This window comes from Elusimicrobiaceae bacterium (assembly GCA_017520185.1).
In the GTDB taxonomy this organism is placed as follows: domain Bacteria; phylum Elusimicrobiota; class Elusimicrobia; order Elusimicrobiales; family Elusimicrobiaceae; genus Avelusimicrobium.
Window position 1 is genome coordinate 71,830 of record JAFXGO010000008.1, and the last position, 22,021, is coordinate 93,850.

The 22,021-nt window shown below is 42.1% G+C and carries 21 protein-coding genes and 1 tRNA gene; 10 read left to right on the forward strand and 12 right to left on the reverse strand.

Annotation, left to right across the window (positions count from 1 at the left end):
* Positions 1–40: 40 nt before the first annotated feature.
* Positions 41–2,686 carry a bifunctional acetaldehyde-CoA/alcohol dehydrogenase gene (adhE, locus tag IKL48_00985; GenBank protein MBR3603259.1) on the forward strand — a complete coding sequence of 882 codons (2,646 nt, stop codon included), beginning with the start codon at positions 41–43 and terminating at the stop codon, positions 2,684–2,686.
* 188 nt (positions 2,687–2,874) lie between these two features.
* Here the strand turns inward: adhE and IKL48_00990 are convergent, their stop codons facing one another.
* Entirely contained in the window at positions 2,875–3,108 is a 234-nt protein-coding gene (locus IKL48_00990) for a hypothetical protein (GenBank protein MBR3603260.1), read from the reverse strand.
* A 139-nt stretch (positions 3,109–3,247) separates the two neighbouring features.
* On the opposite strand from IKL48_00990, the gene IKL48_00995 reads away from it, so the two are divergent.
* Together IKL48_00995 and IKL48_01000 are read left to right on the forward strand one after the other, a co-directional pair.
* Positions 3,248–3,892 (forward strand): hypothetical protein, encoded by a 645-nt coding sequence (locus IKL48_00995; protein MBR3603261.1) that lies wholly within the window; start codon positions 3,248–3,250, stop codon positions 3,890–3,892.
* A gap of 37 nt (positions 3,893–3,929) precedes the next feature.
* Complete coding sequence (locus IKL48_01000; protein MBR3603262.1) at positions 3,930–4,232, forward strand: hypothetical protein; 303 nt, start codon at positions 3,930–3,932, stop codon at positions 4,230–4,232.
* A gap of 125 nt (positions 4,233–4,357) precedes the next feature.
* Here IKL48_01000 and IKL48_01005 read toward each other — a convergent pair whose 3' ends face one another.
* The 4 genes from IKL48_01005 to IKL48_01020 form a co-directional block, all read right to left on the reverse strand.
* Positions 4,358–5,029 (reverse strand): toxin-antitoxin system YwqK family antitoxin, encoded by a 672-nt coding sequence (locus tag IKL48_01005; protein ID MBR3603263.1) that lies wholly within the window; start codon positions 5,027–5,029, stop codon positions 4,358–4,360.
* Positions 5,030–5,032: 3 nt separating this feature from the next.
* Positions 5,033–6,259: an NAD(P)/FAD-dependent oxidoreductase gene (locus tag IKL48_01010; protein ID MBR3603264.1), complete on the reverse strand. Its 1,227-nt coding sequence runs from the start codon at positions 6,257–6,259 to the stop codon at positions 5,033–5,035.
* A gap of 71 nt (positions 6,260–6,330) precedes the next feature.
* A tRNA-Met gene (locus IKL48_01015) sits at positions 6,331–6,407 on the reverse strand.
* Positions 6,408–6,480: 73 nt separating this feature from the next.
* Positions 6,481–7,080 carry a tetratricopeptide repeat protein gene (locus tag IKL48_01020; protein ID MBR3603265.1) on the reverse strand — a complete coding sequence of 200 codons (600 nt, stop codon included), beginning with the start codon at positions 7,078–7,080 and terminating at the stop codon, positions 6,481–6,483.
* Positions 7,081–7,329: 249 nt separating this feature from the next.
* Here IKL48_01020 and IKL48_01025 point away from each other — a divergent pair, with 249 nt between their 5' ends.
* Positions 7,330–8,022 (forward strand): polysaccharide deacetylase family protein, encoded by a 693-nt coding sequence (locus IKL48_01025; GenBank protein ID MBR3603266.1) that lies wholly within the window; start codon positions 7,330–7,332, stop codon positions 8,020–8,022.
* A gap of 26 nt (positions 8,023–8,048) precedes the next feature.
* Here the strand turns inward: IKL48_01025 and IKL48_01030 are convergent, their stop codons facing one another.
* From IKL48_01030 to IKL48_01055, 6 genes are all read right to left on the reverse strand, one after another.
* On the reverse strand, positions 8,049–8,555 hold the full coding sequence (locus IKL48_01030) for a flavin reductase family protein (protein ID MBR3603267.1): 507 nt from the start codon (positions 8,553–8,555) through the stop codon (positions 8,049–8,051).
* Positions 8,556–8,622: 67 nt separating this feature from the next.
* The gene (trxB, locus tag IKL48_01035; protein MBR3603268.1) at positions 8,623–9,549 is read right to left on the reverse strand and encodes a thioredoxin-disulfide reductase; all 927 of its coding nucleotides are present in this window, start codon (positions 9,547–9,549) and stop codon (positions 8,623–8,625) included.
* Positions 9,536–10,099 (reverse strand): septum formation protein Maf, encoded by a 564-nt coding sequence (maf, locus tag IKL48_01040; protein ID MBR3603269.1) that lies wholly within the window; start codon positions 10,097–10,099, stop codon positions 9,536–9,538. Before maf ends, trxB begins: the two co-directional genes overlap by 14 nt.
* Position 10,100: 1 nt before the next feature.
* The gene (locus IKL48_01045; protein ID MBR3603270.1) at positions 10,101–10,319 is read right to left on the reverse strand and encodes a hypothetical protein; all 219 of its coding nucleotides are present in this window, start codon (positions 10,317–10,319) and stop codon (positions 10,101–10,103) included.
* A gap of 35 nt (positions 10,320–10,354) precedes the next feature.
* Positions 10,355–11,599 (reverse strand): MFS transporter, encoded by a 1,245-nt coding sequence (locus tag IKL48_01050; protein ID MBR3603271.1) that lies wholly within the window; start codon positions 11,597–11,599, stop codon positions 10,355–10,357.
* Between the two features lie 65 nt (positions 11,600–11,664).
* Positions 11,665–12,828: a hypothetical protein gene (locus IKL48_01055; GenBank protein MBR3603272.1), complete on the reverse strand. Its 1,164-nt coding sequence runs from the start codon at positions 12,826–12,828 to the stop codon at positions 11,665–11,667.
* A 275-nt stretch (positions 12,829–13,103) separates the two neighbouring features.
* On the opposite strand from IKL48_01055, the gene hydG reads away from it, so the two are divergent.
* The 6 genes from hydG (at position 13,104) to IKL48_01085 (ending at position 21,438) form a co-directional block, all read left to right on the forward strand.
* Entirely contained in the window at positions 13,104–14,486 is a 1,383-nt protein-coding gene (gene hydG, locus IKL48_01060; protein MBR3603273.1) for a [FeFe] hydrogenase H-cluster radical SAM maturase HydG, read from the forward strand.
* Between the two features lie 252 nt (positions 14,487–14,738).
* Positions 14,739–16,205, forward strand: a complete 1,467-nt coding sequence (locus IKL48_01065; GenBank protein MBR3603274.1) for a YfcC family protein — start codon at positions 14,739–14,741, stop codon at positions 16,203–16,205.
* An 81-nt stretch (positions 16,206–16,286) separates the two neighbouring features.
* Positions 16,287–17,690, forward strand: a complete 1,404-nt coding sequence (locus IKL48_01070; GenBank protein ID MBR3603275.1) for a YfcC family protein — start codon at positions 16,287–16,289, stop codon at positions 17,688–17,690.
* Between the two features lie 39 nt (positions 17,691–17,729).
* Positions 17,730–19,145 carry a sodium:solute symporter family protein gene (locus IKL48_01075; protein MBR3603276.1) on the forward strand — a complete coding sequence of 472 codons (1,416 nt, stop codon included), beginning with the start codon at positions 17,730–17,732 and terminating at the stop codon, positions 19,143–19,145.
* Entirely contained in the window at positions 19,120–19,734 is a 615-nt protein-coding gene (locus IKL48_01080; protein ID MBR3603277.1) for a thiamine diphosphokinase, read from the forward strand. Before IKL48_01075 ends, IKL48_01080 begins: the two co-directional genes overlap by 26 nt.
* A gap of 63 nt (positions 19,735–19,797) precedes the next feature.
* A complete protein-coding gene (locus IKL48_01085) occupies positions 19,798–21,438 on the forward strand; it encodes a hypothetical protein (protein ID MBR3603278.1) in 1,641 nt (546 codons plus the stop codon).
* An 81-nt stretch (positions 21,439–21,519) separates the two neighbouring features.
* On the opposite strand, the gene IKL48_01090 is transcribed toward IKL48_01085, so the two are convergent.
* Positions 21,520–22,011, reverse strand: a complete 492-nt coding sequence (locus IKL48_01090; protein ID MBR3603279.1) for a prepilin-type N-terminal cleavage/methylation domain-containing protein — start codon at positions 22,009–22,011, stop codon at positions 21,520–21,522.
* Positions 22,012–22,021: the final 10 nt, after the last annotated feature.

A 22,021-nucleotide genomic window follows, 5' to 3' on the forward strand; every position in this document is an offset into this window, starting at 1 on the left:
CGCATAAAAATGCGATGGAAATCTAAAAGGAGAGTTCGCTATGGCGGATAAGAAAAAAACCGCGCCGGCTGCAGTAGCCACCGAAGAAGAATTGTCTATGTTAGACAATGTAGTTAACTCGGTCAAAGCTGCCCAGCGCAAATACGCAACTTACACCCAAGAACAAGTAGATAAAATTTTCCGTGCTGCAGCCATCGCTGCCGCACAAAACCGCATTCCCTTAGCCAAGATGGCTGTGGCCGAAAGCGGTATGGGTATTATGGAAGACAAAGTAATTAAAAACCAATTCGCTTCCGAATATATTTATAACCAATATAAAGACACCAAAACCTGTGGCACCCTCTCTGACGATGATGCTTTCGGTTATCGTCAAGTGGCTGAACCCATTGGTGTGATTGCCGGTGTTATTCCCACCACCAACCCGACCTCTACGGCTATTTTCAAAAGTTTGCTCGCTTTGAAAACCCGCAACGGTATCGTATTTTCTCCTCACCCGCGTGCTAAAAAATGCACCATCGAAGCTGCCAAAATCGTTTTGAAAGCCGCTGTGGAAGCTGGTGCTCCGGAAGGAATCATCGGCTGGGTAGAAAACCCGACCATGCCGCTTTCCAACGCCTTGATGCACCACCCCAGCATCAACTTGATTTTGGCTACCGGCGGTCCGGGCATGGTAAAAGCTGCCTACTCCTCCGGTAAACCGGCCATCGGTGTAGGTGCCGGTAATACTCCGGCCGTAATCGATGCTACCGCCGATATTAAAATGGCTGTCAGCTCCATCATCATGAGTAAAACCTTTGACAACGGTATGATTTGCGCCAGCGAACAATCCGTCGTGGCTGAAGATGCCGTTTACGAAGAAGTAAAGAAAGAGTTTATTGCTCGCGGTTGTCACTTTGTCACCGGCAAAGACCGCAAAAAATTGGCCGATACCGTAGTGGTAGACGGTAAATTAAACTCCGGCATTGTGGGACAAACCGCCGTTAAAATTGCTGAAATGGCCGGTATCAAAGTACCTCTCGGCACCAAAATCTTGATTGCCGAAGCCAGCGAAGTAAACGACAACGAAGTCTTTGCCCGCGAAAAATTGTCCCCTGTTTTGGGCTTCTACCGCGCCAAAGATTTCAACCATGCCGTAGAACTCGCCCGCGACTTAATCTTATACGGTGGCGCCGGTCATACGTCTGTGCTTTATACTCATGAAGCCAATGAAGAACATATTGAAATCTTCAAAGATATGCCCACCGCTCGTACCTTAATCAACATCCCGTCTTCTCAGGGTGCTATCGGCGACGTGTACAACTTCAAACTCGCCCCTTCGTTGACCTTAGGCTGCGGCTCTTGGGGCGGCAACTCTGTCAGCGAAAACATCGGAGTAAAACACCTTATGAACGTAAAATCCGTCGCGGAACGCCGCGAAAACATGTACTGGTACAAAGTACCTTCCAAAATCTACTTCAAACGCGGTGCCTTGTCTCATGCTTTGTCTGAGCTGGCCGGTAAACAACGCGCTTACATCATCACCGATAAGACGATGGAACAATTGGGCCATGTCCGCACAGTGACCGATGTTTTGGAAAACTTAAACATTAAATATCGTGTTTTCTCCAACGTATTGCCCGATCCGAACATTGCCAACGTGTCTGAAGCCTTGCAAATTGCCAACTCTTGGCAGCCGGATCTCATCATCGCTTTGGGCGGCGGTTCTGCTATGGACGAAGCCAAAATGGTATGGTTGATGTATGAAAACCCCAGCACCAGCTTTGAAGATATTGCCATGCGCTTTATGGATATCCGCAAACGTATTTATGCCGCTCCGGACTTGGGTAAAAAAGCAACGATGGTTGCCATTCCCACCACCTCCGGTACCGGTTCTGAAGTGACCCCGTTCACCATCATCACCGATGAAAAAACAGATACCAAATACGCTATTACGGACTATGCCTTAACGCCGGATATGGCTATCGTTGATCCGGAATTCGTACTCGGCATGCCCAAGAGCTTGACGGCTTTCTCCGGCTTGGACGTATTAACCCACGCCATCGAAGCCTACACCTCCGTATTCTCTACCAGCTTTACGGAAGGTCAAGCCTTAGAAGCAATCCGCTTGGTATTTAAATACTTAAAGAGCTCCTATGAAAAAGGTGCCCAAGACATCAATGCCCGCGAAAAAATGCACTATGCTGCTACCATCGCCGGTATGGCTTTTGCCAACGCTTTCTTGGGTCTGTCTCACTCTATGGCTCACAAACTCGGTGCCATGTACCACATTCCGCACGGTTTGGCCAACGCCTTGTTGCTCTCTTACGTCATTGAGTTCAACGCTACGGATAAACCGACCAAACAAGGTCTGTTCCCGCAATACAAATATCCGTTCGTGAAAGGACGCTATGCCAAGATTGTGGACTTTATTGCTCCCAGCAGCGAATTAGGCGACGACAAAGACGCCAAAGTCCACAAATTAATCAGCATGGTGGAACAACTCAAAGCCGACTTGAATATCCCGAAATCTATCAAAGAATACGGTATTCCTGAAAAAGAGTTCTTGGCCAATTTGGACAAATTGTCTGAGCTCGCCTTTGACGACCAATGTACCGGCGGAAACGCCCGCTACCCGCTCGTGAGCGAAATCAAGGAATTATACTTGAAAGCTTACTACGGCGAACCGGTCATCAAAAAAGCCAAATAAGCGCTTTGACACAAAAACCCCGAGCCACAAGGCTCGGGGTTTTTTATGAGAGATAAAAGCTAATTAAAATTAAAAGTTTTACAAACTTCAGCACAACCCGTTTTTTCTCTAAAACACCTCACCTGTTCCGCTTTTGCATGAGGATCAAAATACATCTTTAAATAGCACCCGTCCATAGATGAAACATTTCATTTGCCCCCATATCCGCCAAACACACTGCACGCTGCGATATTTGCACCGGTTATATTGTTTACACACAAACCATTGAAATAAACTTCTTCCCCCACACCGGAGTTCGGCCGGACTTCTCCTTTAAGTATTGCCATACTTAATTCTCTTGTATCATCTACCAATGTTGCATGCTCTAAAAAATACACTTCTTCATCGTAAAACCGCTTATATTTTTTAGATAAATTTTTCATCAAAACTCTCCTTTTTCTTAATTGTCTTTGAAAGGAAAATTTAACAAAAAAGTTAAGGCTTTTTAAAATTTCTCTAAAAAATCACATACGACAAATTAGTTTTTGTATAATGAAAGTATCTCTTTAATAGGAGTCATTTATGAAAAAATTTTTAGTGTTCGCCGTTTGTTCTTTTTTGGCAAGTCCTTTGTTAGCCGCCTCTACCTGCGTAAGCCGCGTAGATAAAAACTTAGATAAAAGTACCGCAGAAAAAATTGATTTCTGCCTGACAGAAGAAGTGGATTTAACCGAAGAAGCCCCCTCCACCGAACTCATTTTTTCCGACACGCAAGACGTGCAATATCCCAAACGCAAAAATAAACGCTCGGCCAAAACCTCTGCCCCAAAACAAGACAACAAGGTTTATATCCAACCTCCCGTTTCGTTGGAATATTCAGACCGCAACGAATACCCCGCTTTTCGCAATGACACCTTACCCAGCATTAATGCAGAGGCCGCACATGAAACGGCCTTAGAGGCTTTGCGCGGTCACAAAAAACCTGCCAAAAAGACCGTAAAAAAATCAAAACCCCAAAAAGCAGCAAAAGCCGCAGCACCTAACAAACAGCCTCAACCGGTTCAAACTCCTGCTGCAGAGGTGGCGCAAGCGCAGGCTTTACAAAACGATCCGTTAACTCAAAATAATACCGACAACGGCATTGTTCCGGCCGGCTTTTTAGACGATGGTGTGTTGGGATCCGACAACTTTGGCTACAATGCCACCGATCCGGCCTTGCAGCCCTAAGGTTGACAAGCCTTTCAAAGAGGATTAAAATAAACTTATGGAAAAAATACATTCTTTTTTTGTTAAACCGTTTACGGCTAAGGGTTTTGTATGGGGCCTGATTGATTTAATCGTCAAGGTTATCACCGTCTGCGTGTGGGCCTATTTGATGTGCATTTTAGGTTCTCTCATTTGGCAGTCTATTCAGCTGGATTATAATCCGTTGAACCAATTATGGTGGTTTTCTTATTCTTTCCTGATGTTCTTTGGTGCTTCGTTGTTAGCGTATATCTTACTTTTTGTGCGTGATTACAATGAGTACGAATATGCAGAAGAACCGGAAGAAGAATCCGCCGAATAAAATATTTAAAAGTCTAAAAATCCCTCTCCTTTTGGAGAGGGATTTTTTATTAAACTGCTCAAACTTGCGTAGGAGAAATTAAGAAACTTCATAAAAAAACCCGCTTTTAATAAGCGGGTTTTTATTTAGTAAACTTTCTTTAACGTCAACACGCCATCTTCAAAAAACCATTCCTCAATAAGATCTCCGGTTTCACTGAATTTTTTGGTGACGCCGTTAGGTTTGCCATCTTTATGCGGAGAAATCAATGCAATCGTGCCGTTAGGGTGATAAACGATTTTATCGCCAATGAGTTTATCGGTTTTATAGCTACATTCAGAGCGCAAGTCCCCATCTTGCGTATAAATACGGCAAGGACCATGCAAATAACCTTTTTTATATTCCGCCACCTCTAACACCTTGCCGGAGGGATAAAATTTAGTCTGGCGGCCTTCTTGGCAATCTGCTACATAGGTCATTTCTTTATGCAAACGTCCGGTGGGTTGATACACGCGCACCGTTCCCTGCAAAAGCCCGTTATCGTAAAATTTTTCGATACTTACTTTTCCGTTATCAAAATAAATGCGGCAGCGCCCATTACGCAAACCATTTTTAAATTCACATTCAAAATATAATTTTCCATTTTCAAAAAACTCTTTTACCGTACCGTCAGGAAGGGAACCTTCTTGTTTAACGATATCTAAGTTTTTATCCAATGTTTCTCTGTACACTTCTTTTTCATCCACAAAATAAGTGCGCAAAAATCCCACATGCAACGGGTCATTTAAACTGCTTGTTTTACGTATAATATCGGCCATAAATTACTCCTCCGGCATCGACTTGGCGGCCACAGCTGCGCACCCCCAAGCAAAATGTAAATTAAATCCTCCGCTGCGTCCGTCCACATCCAGCAACTCACCTAAAATATAAAGCCCTGAACAACGCAACGACTCTAAAGTATTATAGTTTATTTCAGCGCAATTTACACCCCCCGCCGCCACCATCGCTTCCGTCCAACCTCTTAAAGAAAGCACCGTAAAAGGCCACGCGCAAAGGGTTTTGGAAATGTTTTTTATCACATTTTCCGTCCAATCTTTTACTAAAATATTTTTCTTAATACCACAAAAATCAATGAGCAAATTGGCAATATTCTCGTGCAGCAAACCGGCAAAAAAATCTTTGGCTTTGCGGTGGGCGAAGCAATGGATCCTTTCTTTTAAAAATTCTTGCATATTTTTAATTTTCGGAAAGAAATTAATCTCAATAGAAACAGGACCTTTATTTAATTCTTTGCCAATTGCGCCGCTTACGTTCAAAACCGCCGGACCTGACAGGCCATAATTGGTAAACAGAATTTCCCCTTCACAACGTTTTTCTTTTTCCGTACCGCGCCACAAAACAGTTTCTACCTGAGCTCGAATCCCTTGCAGACGAGCCACCGCCTTTTCCTTCACATTTAATGCAGATAAAGAAGGGGTTATGGCCGTCACGTGATGGCCTAAGGATTTGGCCAGTTGATAGCCGCTTTCTGTCCCGCCCACTTGAGGGTAAGCCTTTGAGCCACAAGCCAATACAGCATATTTGGAAGTAAATTTTTCTCCGCTTTGTAAAAAGACTGAAAAATTATTTTTCTTTTCAATTTTTTTTACTTCACTTCCAAGACGAATTTCTACTTTATTTTCCAAACACGCCAAACGCAACGATTCCACAACCGCGCTGGATTTACCCGTCAACGGAAAAACGCGGCCCAAACCTTCCTCTTGCGTAAGCAAACCTAATTTATGAAAAAAAGACAGACAATCTTGAAAAGAAAATTGATTCAGCACACTCTTTGCCAATGAAACATCGCCGCTATAATCTGCTACAGAAACGTGGGAATTGGTTAAATTACAACGACCGTTGCCGCTGACCAACACCTTCCGCCCCACTTGCTGTTCTTTTTCCAGCAGCAGTACTTTTTTACCACGCAAACCACACTGCAACGCACACATCAGTCCGCTGGCCCCTGCACCGACGATAATTACATCATAAAAAGAGGATTGATTCATTTCTCTTACTATAGCAAATTTTTAGACGATCAACAAAAGAAAAAGGCCCTTCTTTAAGAAGGGCCTCTAAATGGTGTCACCGGGTGGGCTCGAACCACCGACCTAGCGCTTATGAAACGCTCGCTCTAACCAACTGAGCTACGGTGACGTAAATTCAACATAAATATTATATCAAAAGAAATACCAGTCTTGCAATAATTTATTTTTATCGTCGGAAAAAACTAGTCAATCATTGTATAATCATTTAACTTTTGAGGCACTTGTCCACTTTTAGCAGCAGCCAAATCCGCCTCCGCTTTTTCCGTCTCGCCCATTTTTGCATAAGCCGCTGCGCGTGCGTTTAACACATCTGCAGCCGGACGCATCTGTAGTACGTACGTATAATCTTGTAGTGCTTGCTCATATTGACCCAACATAAAATAAACCCCTGCCCTAGAAAAAAACGTTTCCGGTTTAGTCGGGGCGAGCATCAACCCTACGTTTAATACTTTTAACGCGTCTTCGTAAGCTCCCTGAGCCGCCAATACAGAACCCAAGGCCGTATAGGCATCGGCCTGATAAGGATTAATTTGCAACACTTTCAGAAAATCGGCTTGCGCCGCCGCATATTCCCCCAGAAAAAAATAAGCCGCTCCGCGTGATGCGTAAACAGCGGCATTTTGGTCATTTAGTTTCCAAGCGCGGTTATAGGCTTTTAAAGATTGCTGATATTTACCGTCTTGAAAATATCCGTCTCCGCGCGCCAACCATTCTGCAGAAGTAGGCAAGGTTTGACAGGCACAAAATAATAAAGGAAGCAAAACATAAAAAATTTTTTTCATAAAATCTCCTTAAACTCTAAAAAATTATATCACAAAAGGCCCATTTTTATCTAGGTCCAAAAACTGATATTAAATAGGCCCAAAGACCCTTTTTCTTACTTGCAAGAACTGTTAAACTAATAATATAGAAAACGATTTATTCCCTAACCGCTGTAGTCTTAAACCCTGCTGCAGCGGTTTCCATTTAAACCCCCTTTCTCCTCAAGGGGGTTTTTTGCGTCTGTTGCAGATATGATAAAATAAAGAAAGATGAAAAAATTACCTTCTGATTCTGCTTCTTTTCAAAAAACATCGGTATTATTCTTTGAAAAAATAGGACCGAGCGGAATTTCCGTAAAAAAATTAGAAGCCTTGTTTAAGTATCTTAATCAAAGGGGTTTTCATTCTCTTTTACCATCAGAACTAGACACATCTTCTTTAACAAAATCTTTTTTACTCGTTTTTGCCAACGGATATCGAAGTTTTTTTACGCAAGTATATCCCTTGCTAAAGAAGCATGGTTTAAAAGCGGCAGTAGGCTTGCCGGTGGGGCTTATCGGACAATATGACGCCTGGCAACCGGCCGATGAAGGGGCATGGCAAGATTTATTAACCAAAGAAGACCTAATCCAACTAAAAAAAGATAAAAATATCGCTTTTATTTCGCAAGGATTAGACAATGGTTCCTCCTCTAAACTCGATGAAAAAAAGGCCATTTGGCAATTAGAAGAAAGCAAATTCCGCCTGCACAATTTATATAGCATTTCTACAGAGACTTTACTCTTTACCAAAGATTTTTTACAAAAACCTGCCGTATTGAGCAAAGCCCAACAAGAGTATAACCTGTTGCTGGTAAAGAGTAAATCCGGCCGAATATCCTCCCCCAGCCATGCTTTTTTGCGTATAATCTCTGTGAGCAACAAAACGTGGCTTTGGCCTCTTTTTTATAAAATGAAGTCTTAAAAAAGCGCCCCTTTCGGAGCGCTTTTTTAATCTTCTAAATAGCAGGCGGTAATCTCACCGAAGTAAAAAGTGTGGTAATCATTAGGCACTTTTTCGTACCATTTTTCTCTTACAGCATCTTCTAACAACGGCCGCTGCATCTCTGTTTTGCACAATACTTTACACTCATATTGAAAACCGCGACAGGCAATCAAAGGCACATCCACCGTTTTGCCAGGAACTAAACTAAATCCGCAAGCCTTAATTTTATCCGTTTCCAAGCCGGATTTCGTACCGCAAAAAGCCAGCTCTTTGCTTAAATCCTCTTGAGGCAAAGTGACGGTAAATTGAGCATTTTTATCCAATAGTTGATGAGTGTAGCGATTGTGGCGCACCATCACGCCAAACACCGGCTTTCCCCACGCAATTCCCAAATACCCCCACCCGATAGTCATGGTATTTGTTTTACCGTCTGCGTGCGTAGTCAAAAAAGCCCCTTTACGCAGGATTTGCAACACTTCTTTGGCATGTTCATCAAATTGTATTTCTTTCATAATATCCCCCCTTTGTTTTATTGTAGTAAAAAGCGCACCGAAACGATGCGCTTTTTTGGATTATTTTTTAGCGGTGCAGATTGATAAAAGAAGCCGCTGAAATACCGGCTTTTGCTCCGCTGCCGGCGGCCACAATGGCTTGCCTAAATTCAGGCTCCGTACAGTCGCCTGCGGCAAAAATTCCTTTGATATTGGTTTGTTGATGTGCATCCACTTTCACCAACCCGTTCTCCGTTAATTCAATGGCCGAACCTTGCAACCATTGGGTTTGTGGCACTGCTCCTACCGCCACAAAAATACCATCACAAGACAGGGTTGTTTTTTCTTGCGTTTGAACATTACGCAACACCGCAGCCGTCACTTTTTCATCTCCGATGACTTGCTCAATCACGCAGTTTAACTTCATGGAAATATTAGGCGTGTTTTTTACTTTTTCTACGGTGACGGCATCTGCGCGGAAACCTTCGCGGCGGTGGACCAACGTCACTTTGGGGCAAAATTGAGACAAGAATAACGCATCTTCAAAAGCGGTGTTTCCTCCACCGACTACCACTACTTCTTTGCCTCTAAAGAAAAATCCGTCACAAGTGGCACAGGCAGAGACCCCATGTCCTTTTAGTTTTTCTTCTCCCTCAACATTAAGCCAACGGGCACTTGCACCGGCTGCAATAATAACAGACATGGCTTGGTATTGCGTGCCGTTTTCTGCCGTCAAAATAAACGGGCTTTCTGTCCCTTCTATTTTTACAATTTTATCAGTCAGAATTTCTACTCCCAAACGTTTGCATTGCTTGTGCATGGCACTCATGAGTTCAAAACCGCCAACAGGGTTTTCAAATCCGGCATAATTTTCCAAATCGTTAGTTTGCAAAAGTTGACCACCCGGCATGGCTCCGCCTGCAATCATGGTTTTTACTCCGCTACGTACCGCATAAATTGCAGCACTGCAACCGGCGGGCCCTGCCCCGATAATCATTAAATCAATTTTTGTCATTTTCAAACTCCTTTAACATTTCTTGAAACATTTCTACGGGCATGCCTACCACATTGCTGCGGCTGCCGCGTATTTTTTCTATAAATTGGTCATCATCGTCTTGTACGGCATATGCGCCGGCTTTATCCATGTGTTTGCCGGCCATTTCAGCCAATTGCCGAGCCGATAGACGACGAGCCTTGCAATAGGTTTTATCCACCCCTTGTACAAAACGACGGCTGCTCCAATGAATGAAGGTGACACCTGTATAAACGGTTTGCCAGGTTCCGTTTAATTTGTTTAATATCCGCAAGGCATCTTTTTTATCTTTCGGTTTGCCGATTACTTCCCCTGCACAATATACCAATGTATCTGCCCCGATGACACAAGCATCAGGATACTGTTGAGCCACTTCTAAAGCCTTTTTGGCAGACAAGTCCGCCACCTGCAAATGAGGTCTTTTATAGCGGGTATTTTCGGCAGAATCGGACGGACAGATTTCAAACTCATATCCCAACTCTTTCAAAATTTGTATCCGACGAGGAGACTTGGAAGCTAAAACAAATTTCATATTATTTTTTCACAAATTTTGAAATAATCATATATCCCAGCACCAAACCTAAGGCACCGCAAATATTAATATGCACAGAAAGCGGGTGAATGCCTATTGAATAAATTTTTAGCAAAGCACCGGCCATTTCAGACGGTAAAAAAGCAGCCAGCCATTCACAGCCCAAGCCTATCAATCCACCAACAATTAAGGTCAATACAGCAAAAATAATTCCTCTCATTTTTCTCTCCTTTTTTATGGATACTAAATTATATATTAATGCAAAGTGACGGTATCTTTTTTGACGGGAACGGGCACATTATACTTGCCGTCTTGTTCGTCCGTCAAATCTTTACGCAATCGTAAAAAGCCTATCCCTGCCAATAGGCCCACTGCTCCGATAATCAGCCACGGGCCGGCCAAAAACACAGGGGCCACATATTGCCCCAACCAACCGGCGGCAAAAAACCCGACCGAAGACCCCAAGTTATAAAATACCATAATCATGCCCAAGTAGCGACCGCGCGTGCGAGCATCGGCAATATTAGAGGTAATAGTTTGCTCAGCCGGATTGACAATCAATTCCCCTATCGAAGCCAAAAAAACACCAAAAGCAATGGGTATAAAACTGCCAAAAAATCCCACTGAGCCATATCCTATTGCATATAGCAGACAACCCAAAAACAATGCGCTGGATAGACGGATTTTCTCCATCATTTTGCTGGCAGGATATTGAAGCAAAATGGTGGCCATACCGTTAATGGTAAAAAACCAGCCAATATAATATTCCGGCATTTTCAAATAAGTATGGCAATGTAGCGAAAGGCCCACCACTAACTGAGAGTTAACCGCCGTAATCAACAAAACATATAAACAAATTTTAGCCAATTTATTATCTCTAAGTGAGCTCACCAAAGAAACAAAATTAGGACGGCGGCTTTGTCCGGTAGCGGTGGATTTATCTTGCAATGTTTTATAGACGTACAAAACGGTAAGCGTATACGCCAATGCCGTAAAATAAAAAGCATAACTATACGAATAACGCACCAAAAATCCGCCTACCGCCGGCCCTAAAGCCCACCCCAAATTCACACCGATACGGATAATCCCAAAAGCCTCTACGCGCTGTTTGGGGGTTGTATTATCGCTCACCCATGCATTGGAAACAGGGCGAAAGGCAGCACCCAAAAAGGCAGTTAAAAAATAGGTCAATAAAATCCAACCCAAGTGTGCATTTTTCTCTATGCATATGGCTAACCCCAGCATTGCCACTACTTCCAATCCCAACCCCCAAAGCATGATGTTTTTACGTCCAAACGCATCAGAGAGTTCCCCTGCCAAAGCGCTGGAAAAACTGCGACTTAAAGAGGATAAGGCAATAATCAGCCCTGCCCAAGAAGCACTCATGGCTTTTTGACTGATTAAATACACCGTAAAAAAGGGCAAAGAAAGACCGTAGCCAAAGAGCAAAAGTCCATTGGCTACGGAAAGCATAATCATTGCACGACGAGTAGCATTCATCTATATATTGTATTAAATATAAAACAAATAAAAAAGCAGAGGTGTTTCCTCTGCTTTTTTATAAATCAACTACCGCTGGTAGGCGTTGAAAAGGTGATGGTTCTTTTCTTAAATTTATTATATTTTCCTTTTTGGAAGGTACATGTCAACTTGAGCTCTGCGCAACGCTGACACAAACCGGGCCCGCAGCTGCTTCCGCATCCGGTTCCTCCGTCCTCACAATAATACAAGGAACAAGTGTTAGTTCCTGTGTTGATGCCATTATCCAAATCATAAGCGATACTACAAGCGTTATCGGCACTCCCGGGCACCGCACCCAAAGAATCTTTCAACGTTTGTTTACAGGTATCTGACGGTTTTCCGCAAACATATTTATAACTGTTAGATGGAATTTCACTTAATGAAGAAGAAGAATCGTTCCATTTTCCTGTTAAACTTCTGCCGTAAGTGGTTTCTGCATCAAAATAATAATCCTCACAACTTCCTTGCGACACTAAGGCATCCGTACATCCACCGTTGTAGGGTGTCAGAGAGCCATCACACGTATCTAGTAAAGAGGCATCCGATGCCACGTTAAAAGAAGCGGTGGAAACACTCCCCATAGTCATAGTACAGTTCGGATATGCTACAGCAGGTCCCTTACAACCTAATACTTTATATGTTTTGTTTGTCACTGAATCTTTACGGGTATACCATTGTAAAGCCTCGCATCGAGCCGTTGCCGGAGCAGGAATATCAACTCCTCCCAACACAAGGCCTTTTTTCAGTGTTTTTTGCATTCCGATTCCGTTCCAAAAAGACTCCCCCTCCCCCTCTACGCTAACAGTAGAATTAGGCAAGTTTAACTTGTACGCATGTATGGCAGAAAAAGAAGCCGGATTGATATTAAAATTTCCGTTAAACGAGGCATTGCCCGTCACTTCCAAAGAACCACCGAAAATAGACAAATTGTCGGTAATCAATTCGGTATCACCCATTTCCAACATAGGCACTTGAGCGTTGAAAATGGTCAAAGGAGTTGAATCATCTTTAGAAATAGTCACCTTATTCTTAGATGATATGGAGAGAAACTGCGTATAAACAGTCCCCCCCGTACTTAATGAGTCTGAAACTTTTAAATGCTCATATCGCCCCAAACGAGAAGGATTGAAACTTACACTGTCTATAATCTCGGCCATTGCCACATTTGACAATAGAGCCAGACACATCATTACAAAAATTTTTTTCATATCGTTTCCTCCCAGCACTACCCATACAAGCACTTTATCAAAAAGAAAAAATAAGAGTCAAGCAAAAGATTTATCTTCTTTAAAAAATAATTATCTAACCCTTTTTTTTTCTTGCTAAAACCAATAAACCTGTGTTATCTTATTTTAAGAAGAATATCCCTTTGCACGCGGGCCCTCATCCCCGCGGGTAAGACGTCGGCCAAAACCGGCGGATCCGTTTCGGCGGTGGAATATTTCCGCCGCCGGAGCGGTTTAAAAAGTGCTATGATATACATATGATTATTAATGATGAGAAACTGCAACGAACCTTAGAAAAAGCCAAGTCCCATACGGACGCTGAGGTGACGGAAATTTTAACCAAAGCCAAACAACTCAAAGGGTTAACCCTTGAAGAAGCGGCGGTCCTTTTAAACATTACCGACGAAAACCTGCTACAAGATTTATTTCATACGGCAAAATACGTCAAAGAAGAGATTTACGGCAATCGCATTGTGTTGTTTGCCCCTCTTTATATTTCTAACATTTGTACCAATGAATGTGTATATTGCGCCTTTCGCAAAAGCAACACCTCTTTAAAACGCCACGCCAGCACTGCAGCAGAAATTCACCAAGAAGTGACCGCCCTTTTACAACAGGGGCACAAACGCATTTTGATGGTGGCCGGGGAAGCCTATCCCGGCGGCGGTTTGCAATACGTATATGACAGTATTAAAGCCATTTACGATACCCGCTGGAACGGACAAAATATTCGTCGTGTCAATGTAAATATAGCTCCGCTGGTACAAGAAGAATTTGAAGAACTCAAAAAATGCAATATCGGCACGTATCAACTTTTCCAAGAAACCTACCATAAACCAACTTATGAAAAGTTGCATTTGGAAGGAGCCAAAAAAGATTATCAGTTCCGCCTAGATGCGATGGACCGCGCCCTTAAAGCCGGCATTAATGATGTAGGCATCGGGCCTTTGCTTGGCTTGTATGACTACAAGTATGAAATCCTGGCCACGTTGGAACATTCTTTTTACTTGGATCGAACATATGGCGTAGGCCCGCATACTATATCCATTCCGCGCATTGAGCCGGCGGAAGGGTCTGACTTTAGTTTGCATCCGCCTTACCAATTAAGCGATACCGACTTTAAAAAAGTGGTAGCCGTCTTACGCTTGGCAGTGCCTTATACCGGAATCATTTTAAGCACACGTGAAAGTGCCCAAATGCGTACCGAGTGTATGGAACTAGGCGTATCTCAAATTTCTGCCGCCAGCCGTGTAAACCCCGGTGGATATTCTTATGACAAGGACAACGGAAGCCAGTTCACCTTAACCGATGAGCGCACTTTGGCTGAAGTAATTGATGCCTTGGCAGATGCTAAACATATGCCGTCTTTCTGTACAGGTTGCTACCGCTTAGGACGCGTGGGCAAAGATTTTATGGATTTAGCCAAACCGGGCTTAATCAAAAAACATTGTCTGCCCAATGCCATGTTCACCTTTGCCGAGTATTTGGAAGATTTTGCTCCGGCAGCATTGAAAGAAAAAGGCTATGCTCTTATTGAAAAGACCTCCAAAGAAAATTTTGCCGAAGGGGGTGCTATCCGAAAAATGATTGAGGAAAACTTAACCAAAATCAAAAACGGAAAGCGGGATTTGTATTTTTAACGCAAATCAAAAGATGAAAATACCCGTCTATATGTAGGCGGGTATTTTTTTGTGAAACTTCTTTTATTTTTATCTCTGTTTTTTGTAAAATATATGTAAGGACGGATTTTTATTTTTGTACTTTATTGACGCAAAAAACCGCGTCAACCCTACAGGGCCCTATGGTATCGGTCTGCCGACAGCCGGGTGGTACAGAGGTAAAAATCCGTTCTTATTTTGCAAACAAATCCATTGGGAGGAAGAAAAAAGAAAATGAAGTTGTTGAAGTTTAAATTACCACAATTCAACACGTTAAGTATTATTTTTGCCATTATCTTATTGGTGACGGCAATGACGTGGATTGTACCCAGCGGTGCATATGACCGCGTACTCAGCGATGGCCGAGAAGTTGTAGTGGCCGGCACCTATCATGCCGTAGAAGCCAACCCACAAGGTATTTTTGACGTACTAAAAGCCCCTATTACCGGTTTTGAAAATACCGCTTTGGTTATTGCATTTTTGCTCATTATCGGCGGTGTATTGGCCGTTGTGGAAAAAACCGGCGCCATTACCGCAGGTATCAAAGAAGCCAGCAATTTCTTTGGCAAAAACCCTCAATTTAAATTCCTTTTTATCCCGATGGGTATTATCATTTTTTCGTTATGTGGTGCCACATTTGGCATGTGTGAAGAAACTTTGATTTTTATTCCCATTTTGATTCCTTTAGCTCTTTCTTTGGGTTATGACTCTGCTATCGGCACCGCTATCCCGTTTGTAGGTGCAGGTGTCGGCTTTGCAGCGGCTTTTACAAACCCTTTTACCGTAGGTATTGCTCAAGGCATCGCCCAAGTACCGCTTTATTCTGGTTTGGGATATCGTTTAATTGTATGGTCCATTTGTACGACAGTTGTGATTACATTCTTAATGCTCTACGCACGCAAAATCACCAAAGATCCCACGAAAAGTTTGACCTATGAATATGATCAAGCCAAACGTCAAGAATTGGGCATGAATAAAGAAAGTCACAAAATTACCACCCGTCAAAAACTAGTATTACTTGCTTTTGGGCTGGGGATGGTCGGGCTGGTGTGTGGTGTACTCAAACCCCAACTCTGTGACTTTATTAAAGGCTTCACCGGCATTGATTTAATGACTCTTTTAAACCTTGAAAACAGCGGTTGGTATATTACCGAAATTGCCGCCTTATTCTTGGGAATAGGCTTTGTATCGGCTATTTTAGGCGGATTAAACATGAGCCAATTTACCGACAGTTTCTTTGACGGTGTACGCGGCATGGCCTCTATCGCCATTACCTTATGTTTTGCTCAAGCCATCGTGCTGATTGCTCAAAACGGTCAGATTTTAGATACTCTTTTAAACTTCATGTCTAAGGGAATTTCCAAACTGCACCCGATTTGTGCCTCTTGGGCTGCCATGATGTTGCAGACGGTAATTGACTTCTTTATTCCGTCCGGCTCCAGCAAAGCAGTATTGACTATGCCTATTTTGGCTCCGTTGGCAGATTTGATTGGCATTACCCGCCAAACGATGGTACTTTCATTTCAATTAGGCGGAAGTTGGTTAAATATGATTTTCCCCACTGACCCCGTCACCATTGCGGCCATCGGTTTTGCCAATATTGCCTTTTCCAAGTGGCTTAGATGGTTGGCTCCGTTGTTAATTTTGATGTATCTGTTGTCTTTTGCCGCTTTGGTTCCGCCGTATTTCATGAATTGGTAATTCGGCCTTTTATAGCCTTCCGCCGCATTTTCTTTTGTTTGAGCCGGCGGAAGGCTTTGGTTTTAAAGAGGAAAACAAAAAATGAAAAAATTCTTTTCCAAATTCTGTAATACCTATTTTTTAATCTTTTGCATTATGTTGGCCGTGACGGCTTTGACTTGGGTAATTCCGGCCGGCGAATATCAACGCATAGAACAAGACGGACGCACGATTGCCGTTGCCGGCTCCTATCATACGGTTGAGCCAACCCCTCAAGGATTAGGCCAAGCCTTACAAGCCCCCATTCAAGGGTTTCATCAATGCGCCGAGATTATCGCTTTTATTTTAGTTGTCGGTGCTTTATTTACGGTAATAGAACGTACGGGAGCCGTCAGCACCGTAGTTAAAAAAGTAAGTTTTTACTTTGCCCAACACCCCAAGCACCGTATCTTTTTTATCCCTACTTGTATGTTTTTATTCTCTCTGTGTGGGGCCGTATTTGGCATGGAAGAAGAAACACTGATTTTTATTCCCATTTTTATTCCGCTGGCACTTTCTTTGGGATATGATACTTTGGTGGGTATGGCCATTCCGTTTATCGGGGCATTTACAGGATTCTCTTCTGCTTTTGTCAATCCGTTTACCGTAGGCATTGCACAAACCATTGCCCAATTGCCCATGTACTCCGGTTGGCAATATCGCGTGTTGGTATGGTTTATTTTTACGAGCGTTGTGGCGGCCTTTTTTACTTGGTATGGAGAAAAGATACGCAAACACCCCAGCAAAAGTTTAACCTGCAAAAAGGACATCGTTAGACGTGCAGAACTCAATATTGTTAATGATGTGGTGGTGGATGAATCTTTCCGTCTGACAAACGCACACAAATTGGTACTTCTTTCCTTTGTAAGCGGTATGGGCATTTTGTTCTACGGCATTATTAAATATCAGTGGTACATGACAGAAATTGCCGCCGTATTTTTGGGTGTCACGATTGCAGTGGCTTACTTTGGCAAATTGAAGTTGGACCAAACGACCGATGCCATTTTGGCCGGAGCACAAAGCATGATAGGGGTATGTATTTTGATGGCTTTGGCACGCTCTATCGTCATTGTGGCTACGCAAGGACACATTTTAGATACGGTATTGCACGGCATGACTCAAAGTTTGGGTACTTTACACCCCATTTTAGCCTCTCAGGCAATGTTCTTTGTGCAAACTATATTGAACTTTTTTATCGCTTCCGGTTCAGGACAAGCAGTGCTGACAATGCCTATTATGATTCCGTTGGGAGATTTGGTGCATGTTTCCCGTCAAACTGTTATTTTGGCATACCAATTCGGAGAAGGCTGGGGCAATCCTATTATCCCCACAGCTCCTGTCACGATGGGGGCTTTGGCCTTAGCGGGTATTTCTTACGGATCTTGGGTAAAATGGTTTATGAAGTTAGAGATCATTTTAATTGTATTATCCTTACTACTGCTGATACCGGCATATTATATTTGGTAAAATAAAAAGGCCCCAAACGGGGCCTTTTTTAGGATAAATATGCTCAATAAATTAAAAATAATTTCTTATCTTTCCACCACTGATTGGTGTGTGTTCGGTTTAGTAATGGCGCTTACTTTTGCCGTAGCCGTCTATGGCCATTACCGTCAAAAAAAACCACAAAATACCGCTTTGGATTATTTATTAATGGGCCGGCAACTTACCTTGCCTTTGTTTGTAGCCACCTTAGTAGCCACTTGGTATGGCGGTATTTTTGGAGTCAATGAAATCACCTTTAACTATGGAATTTACAATTTTGTGACACAAGGGTTTTTCTGGTATGTGGCTTATATTATATTTGCTTTCTTTATTGCAGAAAAAGTGGCCAAGTATCAATCTGTCACTTTGCCGGATTTGGCAGAAAATATGTTCGGCCCTAAAGCAGGAAAAGTGGCAGCCTTGTTTACTTTTTTCTATATCACGCCGGTAGCCTACGTGTTGAGTTTGGGAATTTTTTTAAATATGATTTTTGGCATTGGCGTATTAAACGGCATGATTATCGGCACTGTTTTTACGTGTATTTATACCGCTTGGGGAGGATTTAAAGCGGTTGTTTTTTCAGATTTGGTCCAATTTTTTGTTATGTGCAGTGCCGTATTATTGGTAGTTCTTTTTTCCTTGCAAGATTTTGGAGGAATTTCCTTTTTGAAAACCCATCTTCCCCCCTCTCACTTTAGTTTGACGGGCGGAAACGGTATCTTAAATACGCTGATTTGGGGATTTATTGCTTTATCTACTTTAATAGACCCTAGTTTTTACCAGCGTTGTTTTGCGGCCAAAAGCCCGCAAATCGTAAAAAAAGGGGTATTGATTTCCACTCTCATTTGGTTTTGTTTTGATATATGTACAACTTTAGGCTCTTTATATGCTCGTGCCTTACTGCCGACGGCAGAGCCGGCGGAAGCGTATTTCTTTTATGCGATACAACTATTGCCAACAGGATTAAAAGGCTTTTTTGTAGCGGGCATTTTGGCCATCATTCTCTCCACGCTTAATTCTTTTTTATTTATTGCTTCCAATACATTAAGTTATGATTTGCTAAAACACCGGTTCAAAAATATTATTTTTTCCAACCGTATTGCTCTTTTTGTTGTAGGCGGTTTAGCAATTGCAATGGCCCAACTTCTAGATGGAAGTTTTAAAGAAATTTGGATTACCTTAGGCTCTTATTTTTCAGCCTGTTTACTGGTGCCTATTTTGGTAGGATATATATATCCAAAGCGCATTAGTGACCGTTTATTTGTCTGCAGTGCTCTTTCCAGCGCGGCTGTTATGACGGCATGGAAAATACTTCCACTAAGTGGATTTTGGGCACAAATAGATGGGTTCTATATTGGGGTAAGTACCAGCATTGTAATTTTGCTTTTAAACAAAACAAGGAAAAACAAAAATGTCCAAAGCACTATTGATTTGTAATGGAGAAAAACCGGGCTGTTGGTTGAAAAAGTTGGCCCAAGAGGCGGACTTTGTATTGGCTGCTGACGGTGGATCTAATTCGGCACTATCGGCAGGCATCACCCCCGATGTAGTGATTGGAGATTTGGACTCCGCTTCCCCAAAAACAAAAAATGTCTTTCAAGATATTCCATTTATTCATGTCAAACGCCAAGATAATACAGACTTGGAAAAAGCGTTGGATTGGTTGGTGTTGCAACAATTTGACGAATGTGTCATCGTAGGCGCAACGGGCGGCAGGTTGGATTTTACAGTGGGTAATTTTCTATCGGTTTATCCCTACCTCAGCAAAATAAAAATTATATTTAGAGGAAAGAATTGGAGCATTTTCCCCTTAACACAGTCTTTTCGTTTTTCTGCCAATAAAGGAGCTCGCATGAGCATTATTCCTCTTACAAATTGCCAAAATCTTACCTTAAAAGGTGTAAAATACCGCTTAAACGGGGTAGATTGGCAGTTGGGGCAGACGGGGCTTTCTAACGTAATTACCGCTAAAAGAACAGAAGTCTTGTTTGACAAAGGATATCTGTTGCTTTATATAGAAGATTGATGCTTTGTATTAAGACCGAAAAAACATATTGAAACCCTATCAAAACTCTACTATACTATAAGTATGAAAACATTCTTTTCCCTTATAAAATCCGGTTGTTTAACCGCCGCCTTGATATGCGGTGTCTTGTGTTGCGCTTTTGCCCCTGTTCAAGCGGCACAGTGGGGCCTTTTGAAACACTTAGAAGAAACTGTTTCTGATAGAGAATCCCCAGCAGATGAAGGCAAAGACCAATATCCGTTCTTTGCCATGTATAGATATTTAACCAATCAGCCTATTTCATACTCCATCCAAGTTGATTATGGAGAAGGAGTACAACCTGACGAAATCACCAAACAGATGCACACGAGCATCTTTGCTCAAGCCATAGAACGCAACTTTAATGAATGGCTCAACCAAACCAGTGACTATATTCTTAAACAAGGCAGAGCCAATGATTTTAAAGATATATTAAATATTTTTCGACACACTTCTTTAAAACTCAAACAAGTAAAAGAAGGGGAGGATATCCTTTTTCACTTTACCACTCATCAAGGAGGTGGTGTTTTTTACCCTCATCATGACTCAAAAAGGCTTATCAATATTCTCAATCCTTTTTATTTAGAAGAATCTGAACTTGAGTCCGGTAAAAATTATTCTTCACAGAATAATCCGGAATATATCAGTCGCCTCAATCCGCTACTACTACATGAAATAGGGCATTATTGGGGATTATCCGATCGCTACACAAACAACAATGGAATAAGTTCATCTTCTGTAGAATATTCCACCTCCTCAGATGCCGATTCTGATGCCGTTATGTCAAAAGATGGAGGCAAAGCGGGCAAGGTGACGCTCACCTGTGATGATGTAGACGGTTTTATCAATTTGATTGATTTTAATTTGGCTAAAATCAATGGTAATTATTCCAAACGTGCTAATGAGGGCTGGAAGGGATTTTGCGAAAATAGATACTATAAACAGGCTCGCCAAGTAAATAGGCCTGATCATTATAGAGGATTATCCGTATACTCTTTTCATGAAGACGGAAGGTTGAAATCGGAAAAAAGCGCTGCTGATCCCGGAACTTTTTTTAATCCGTTTGCTATGGAAGGTGTACTTAATTTACCTTTAAACGGAACTCAACAAATAGTACATCCTGAGAACAATTATTACGTATTATTTGATTTTAATCAACTGCCAGAAAAACATTCTTTTACAGTAGAGGTTGGGATAGCTGACCGTCGGCTTATTTTTCTGGAGGTTCAACATCAAGCAAATACGTGGTATATTACGAATCAAGGAGCGAATAGCCATGAGAAGGTATCCTTTTCCGGGTCCGATTGCTATTATCAGGTAGATCATTACGGATCAACTATAGACAATTATACGACTAAATTTCCGTATCCTTACACTCGGCAAGCGAGCCAGAACTCACATACAGCAATTTTTTACCAAAGAGGAACTTATTCTCATTTTAACGTAAGAAATAATTTTAACGAGCAACAAAAGGAAGAATATGTTTTTACCTCTGCAGATAACGGAGAATCTTTTTCCGTCATTAATGACAGAGAAGGAAGAAATTCTTTCTTAAATAACGATGACGTTAAAACTGATGTCGTTAAAATAAGAATTATTCATCACCTGAAGTTTCTCTCTGAGCGACAAGAAAAAAATGCCAAAGCCTGCTATTTCTTTGAAAAATTAAAAAAGGCCGGATTCTAGCAACAATTCTGATTATTCTGTACAAATTCAAACCCCCAGCCAAAAGCTGGGGGTTTTTAGGATAGCAAAAACAAATAATATTTATATGTCCGTTTCCGGAATGATAGGATCTTTCTGTGTATAAATACCCAAAGATCTGCAGATTTTTATCCCGGCTTCAGTATTGGAGTTGCACGCCAATGTACGTTTTCCGGCTTCAGTGGTGGCATAAGGATTCCAAATTTGATATTCTCCCCCAATTCTTTCTGCAATAATTCCACCGCATCCGGTTCCCGGAATATAAGCATTAACGGCCGCATTTAAATGATACCTGAAATATTTGCCGGTAATTAATGTATCAGATGTCTTTTCTCCCGGAATTGTCACCAGAATTTTTTTAAACGATTCCGGACATTTGTTCCTTTCTGCGGCAAAAGCATATACTGCGTCATTGGCCGTTTTAAGTATGTTCATGGCCTCCGTAGCGCGCGTTTTTTCAATACTACGCTGATAACCGGGCAAAGCAATCGTAGATAAAATCCCGACAATGACTACCACCATCAACAATTCCGTTAAGGTAAATCCTTTCTTCATAGCATGCTCC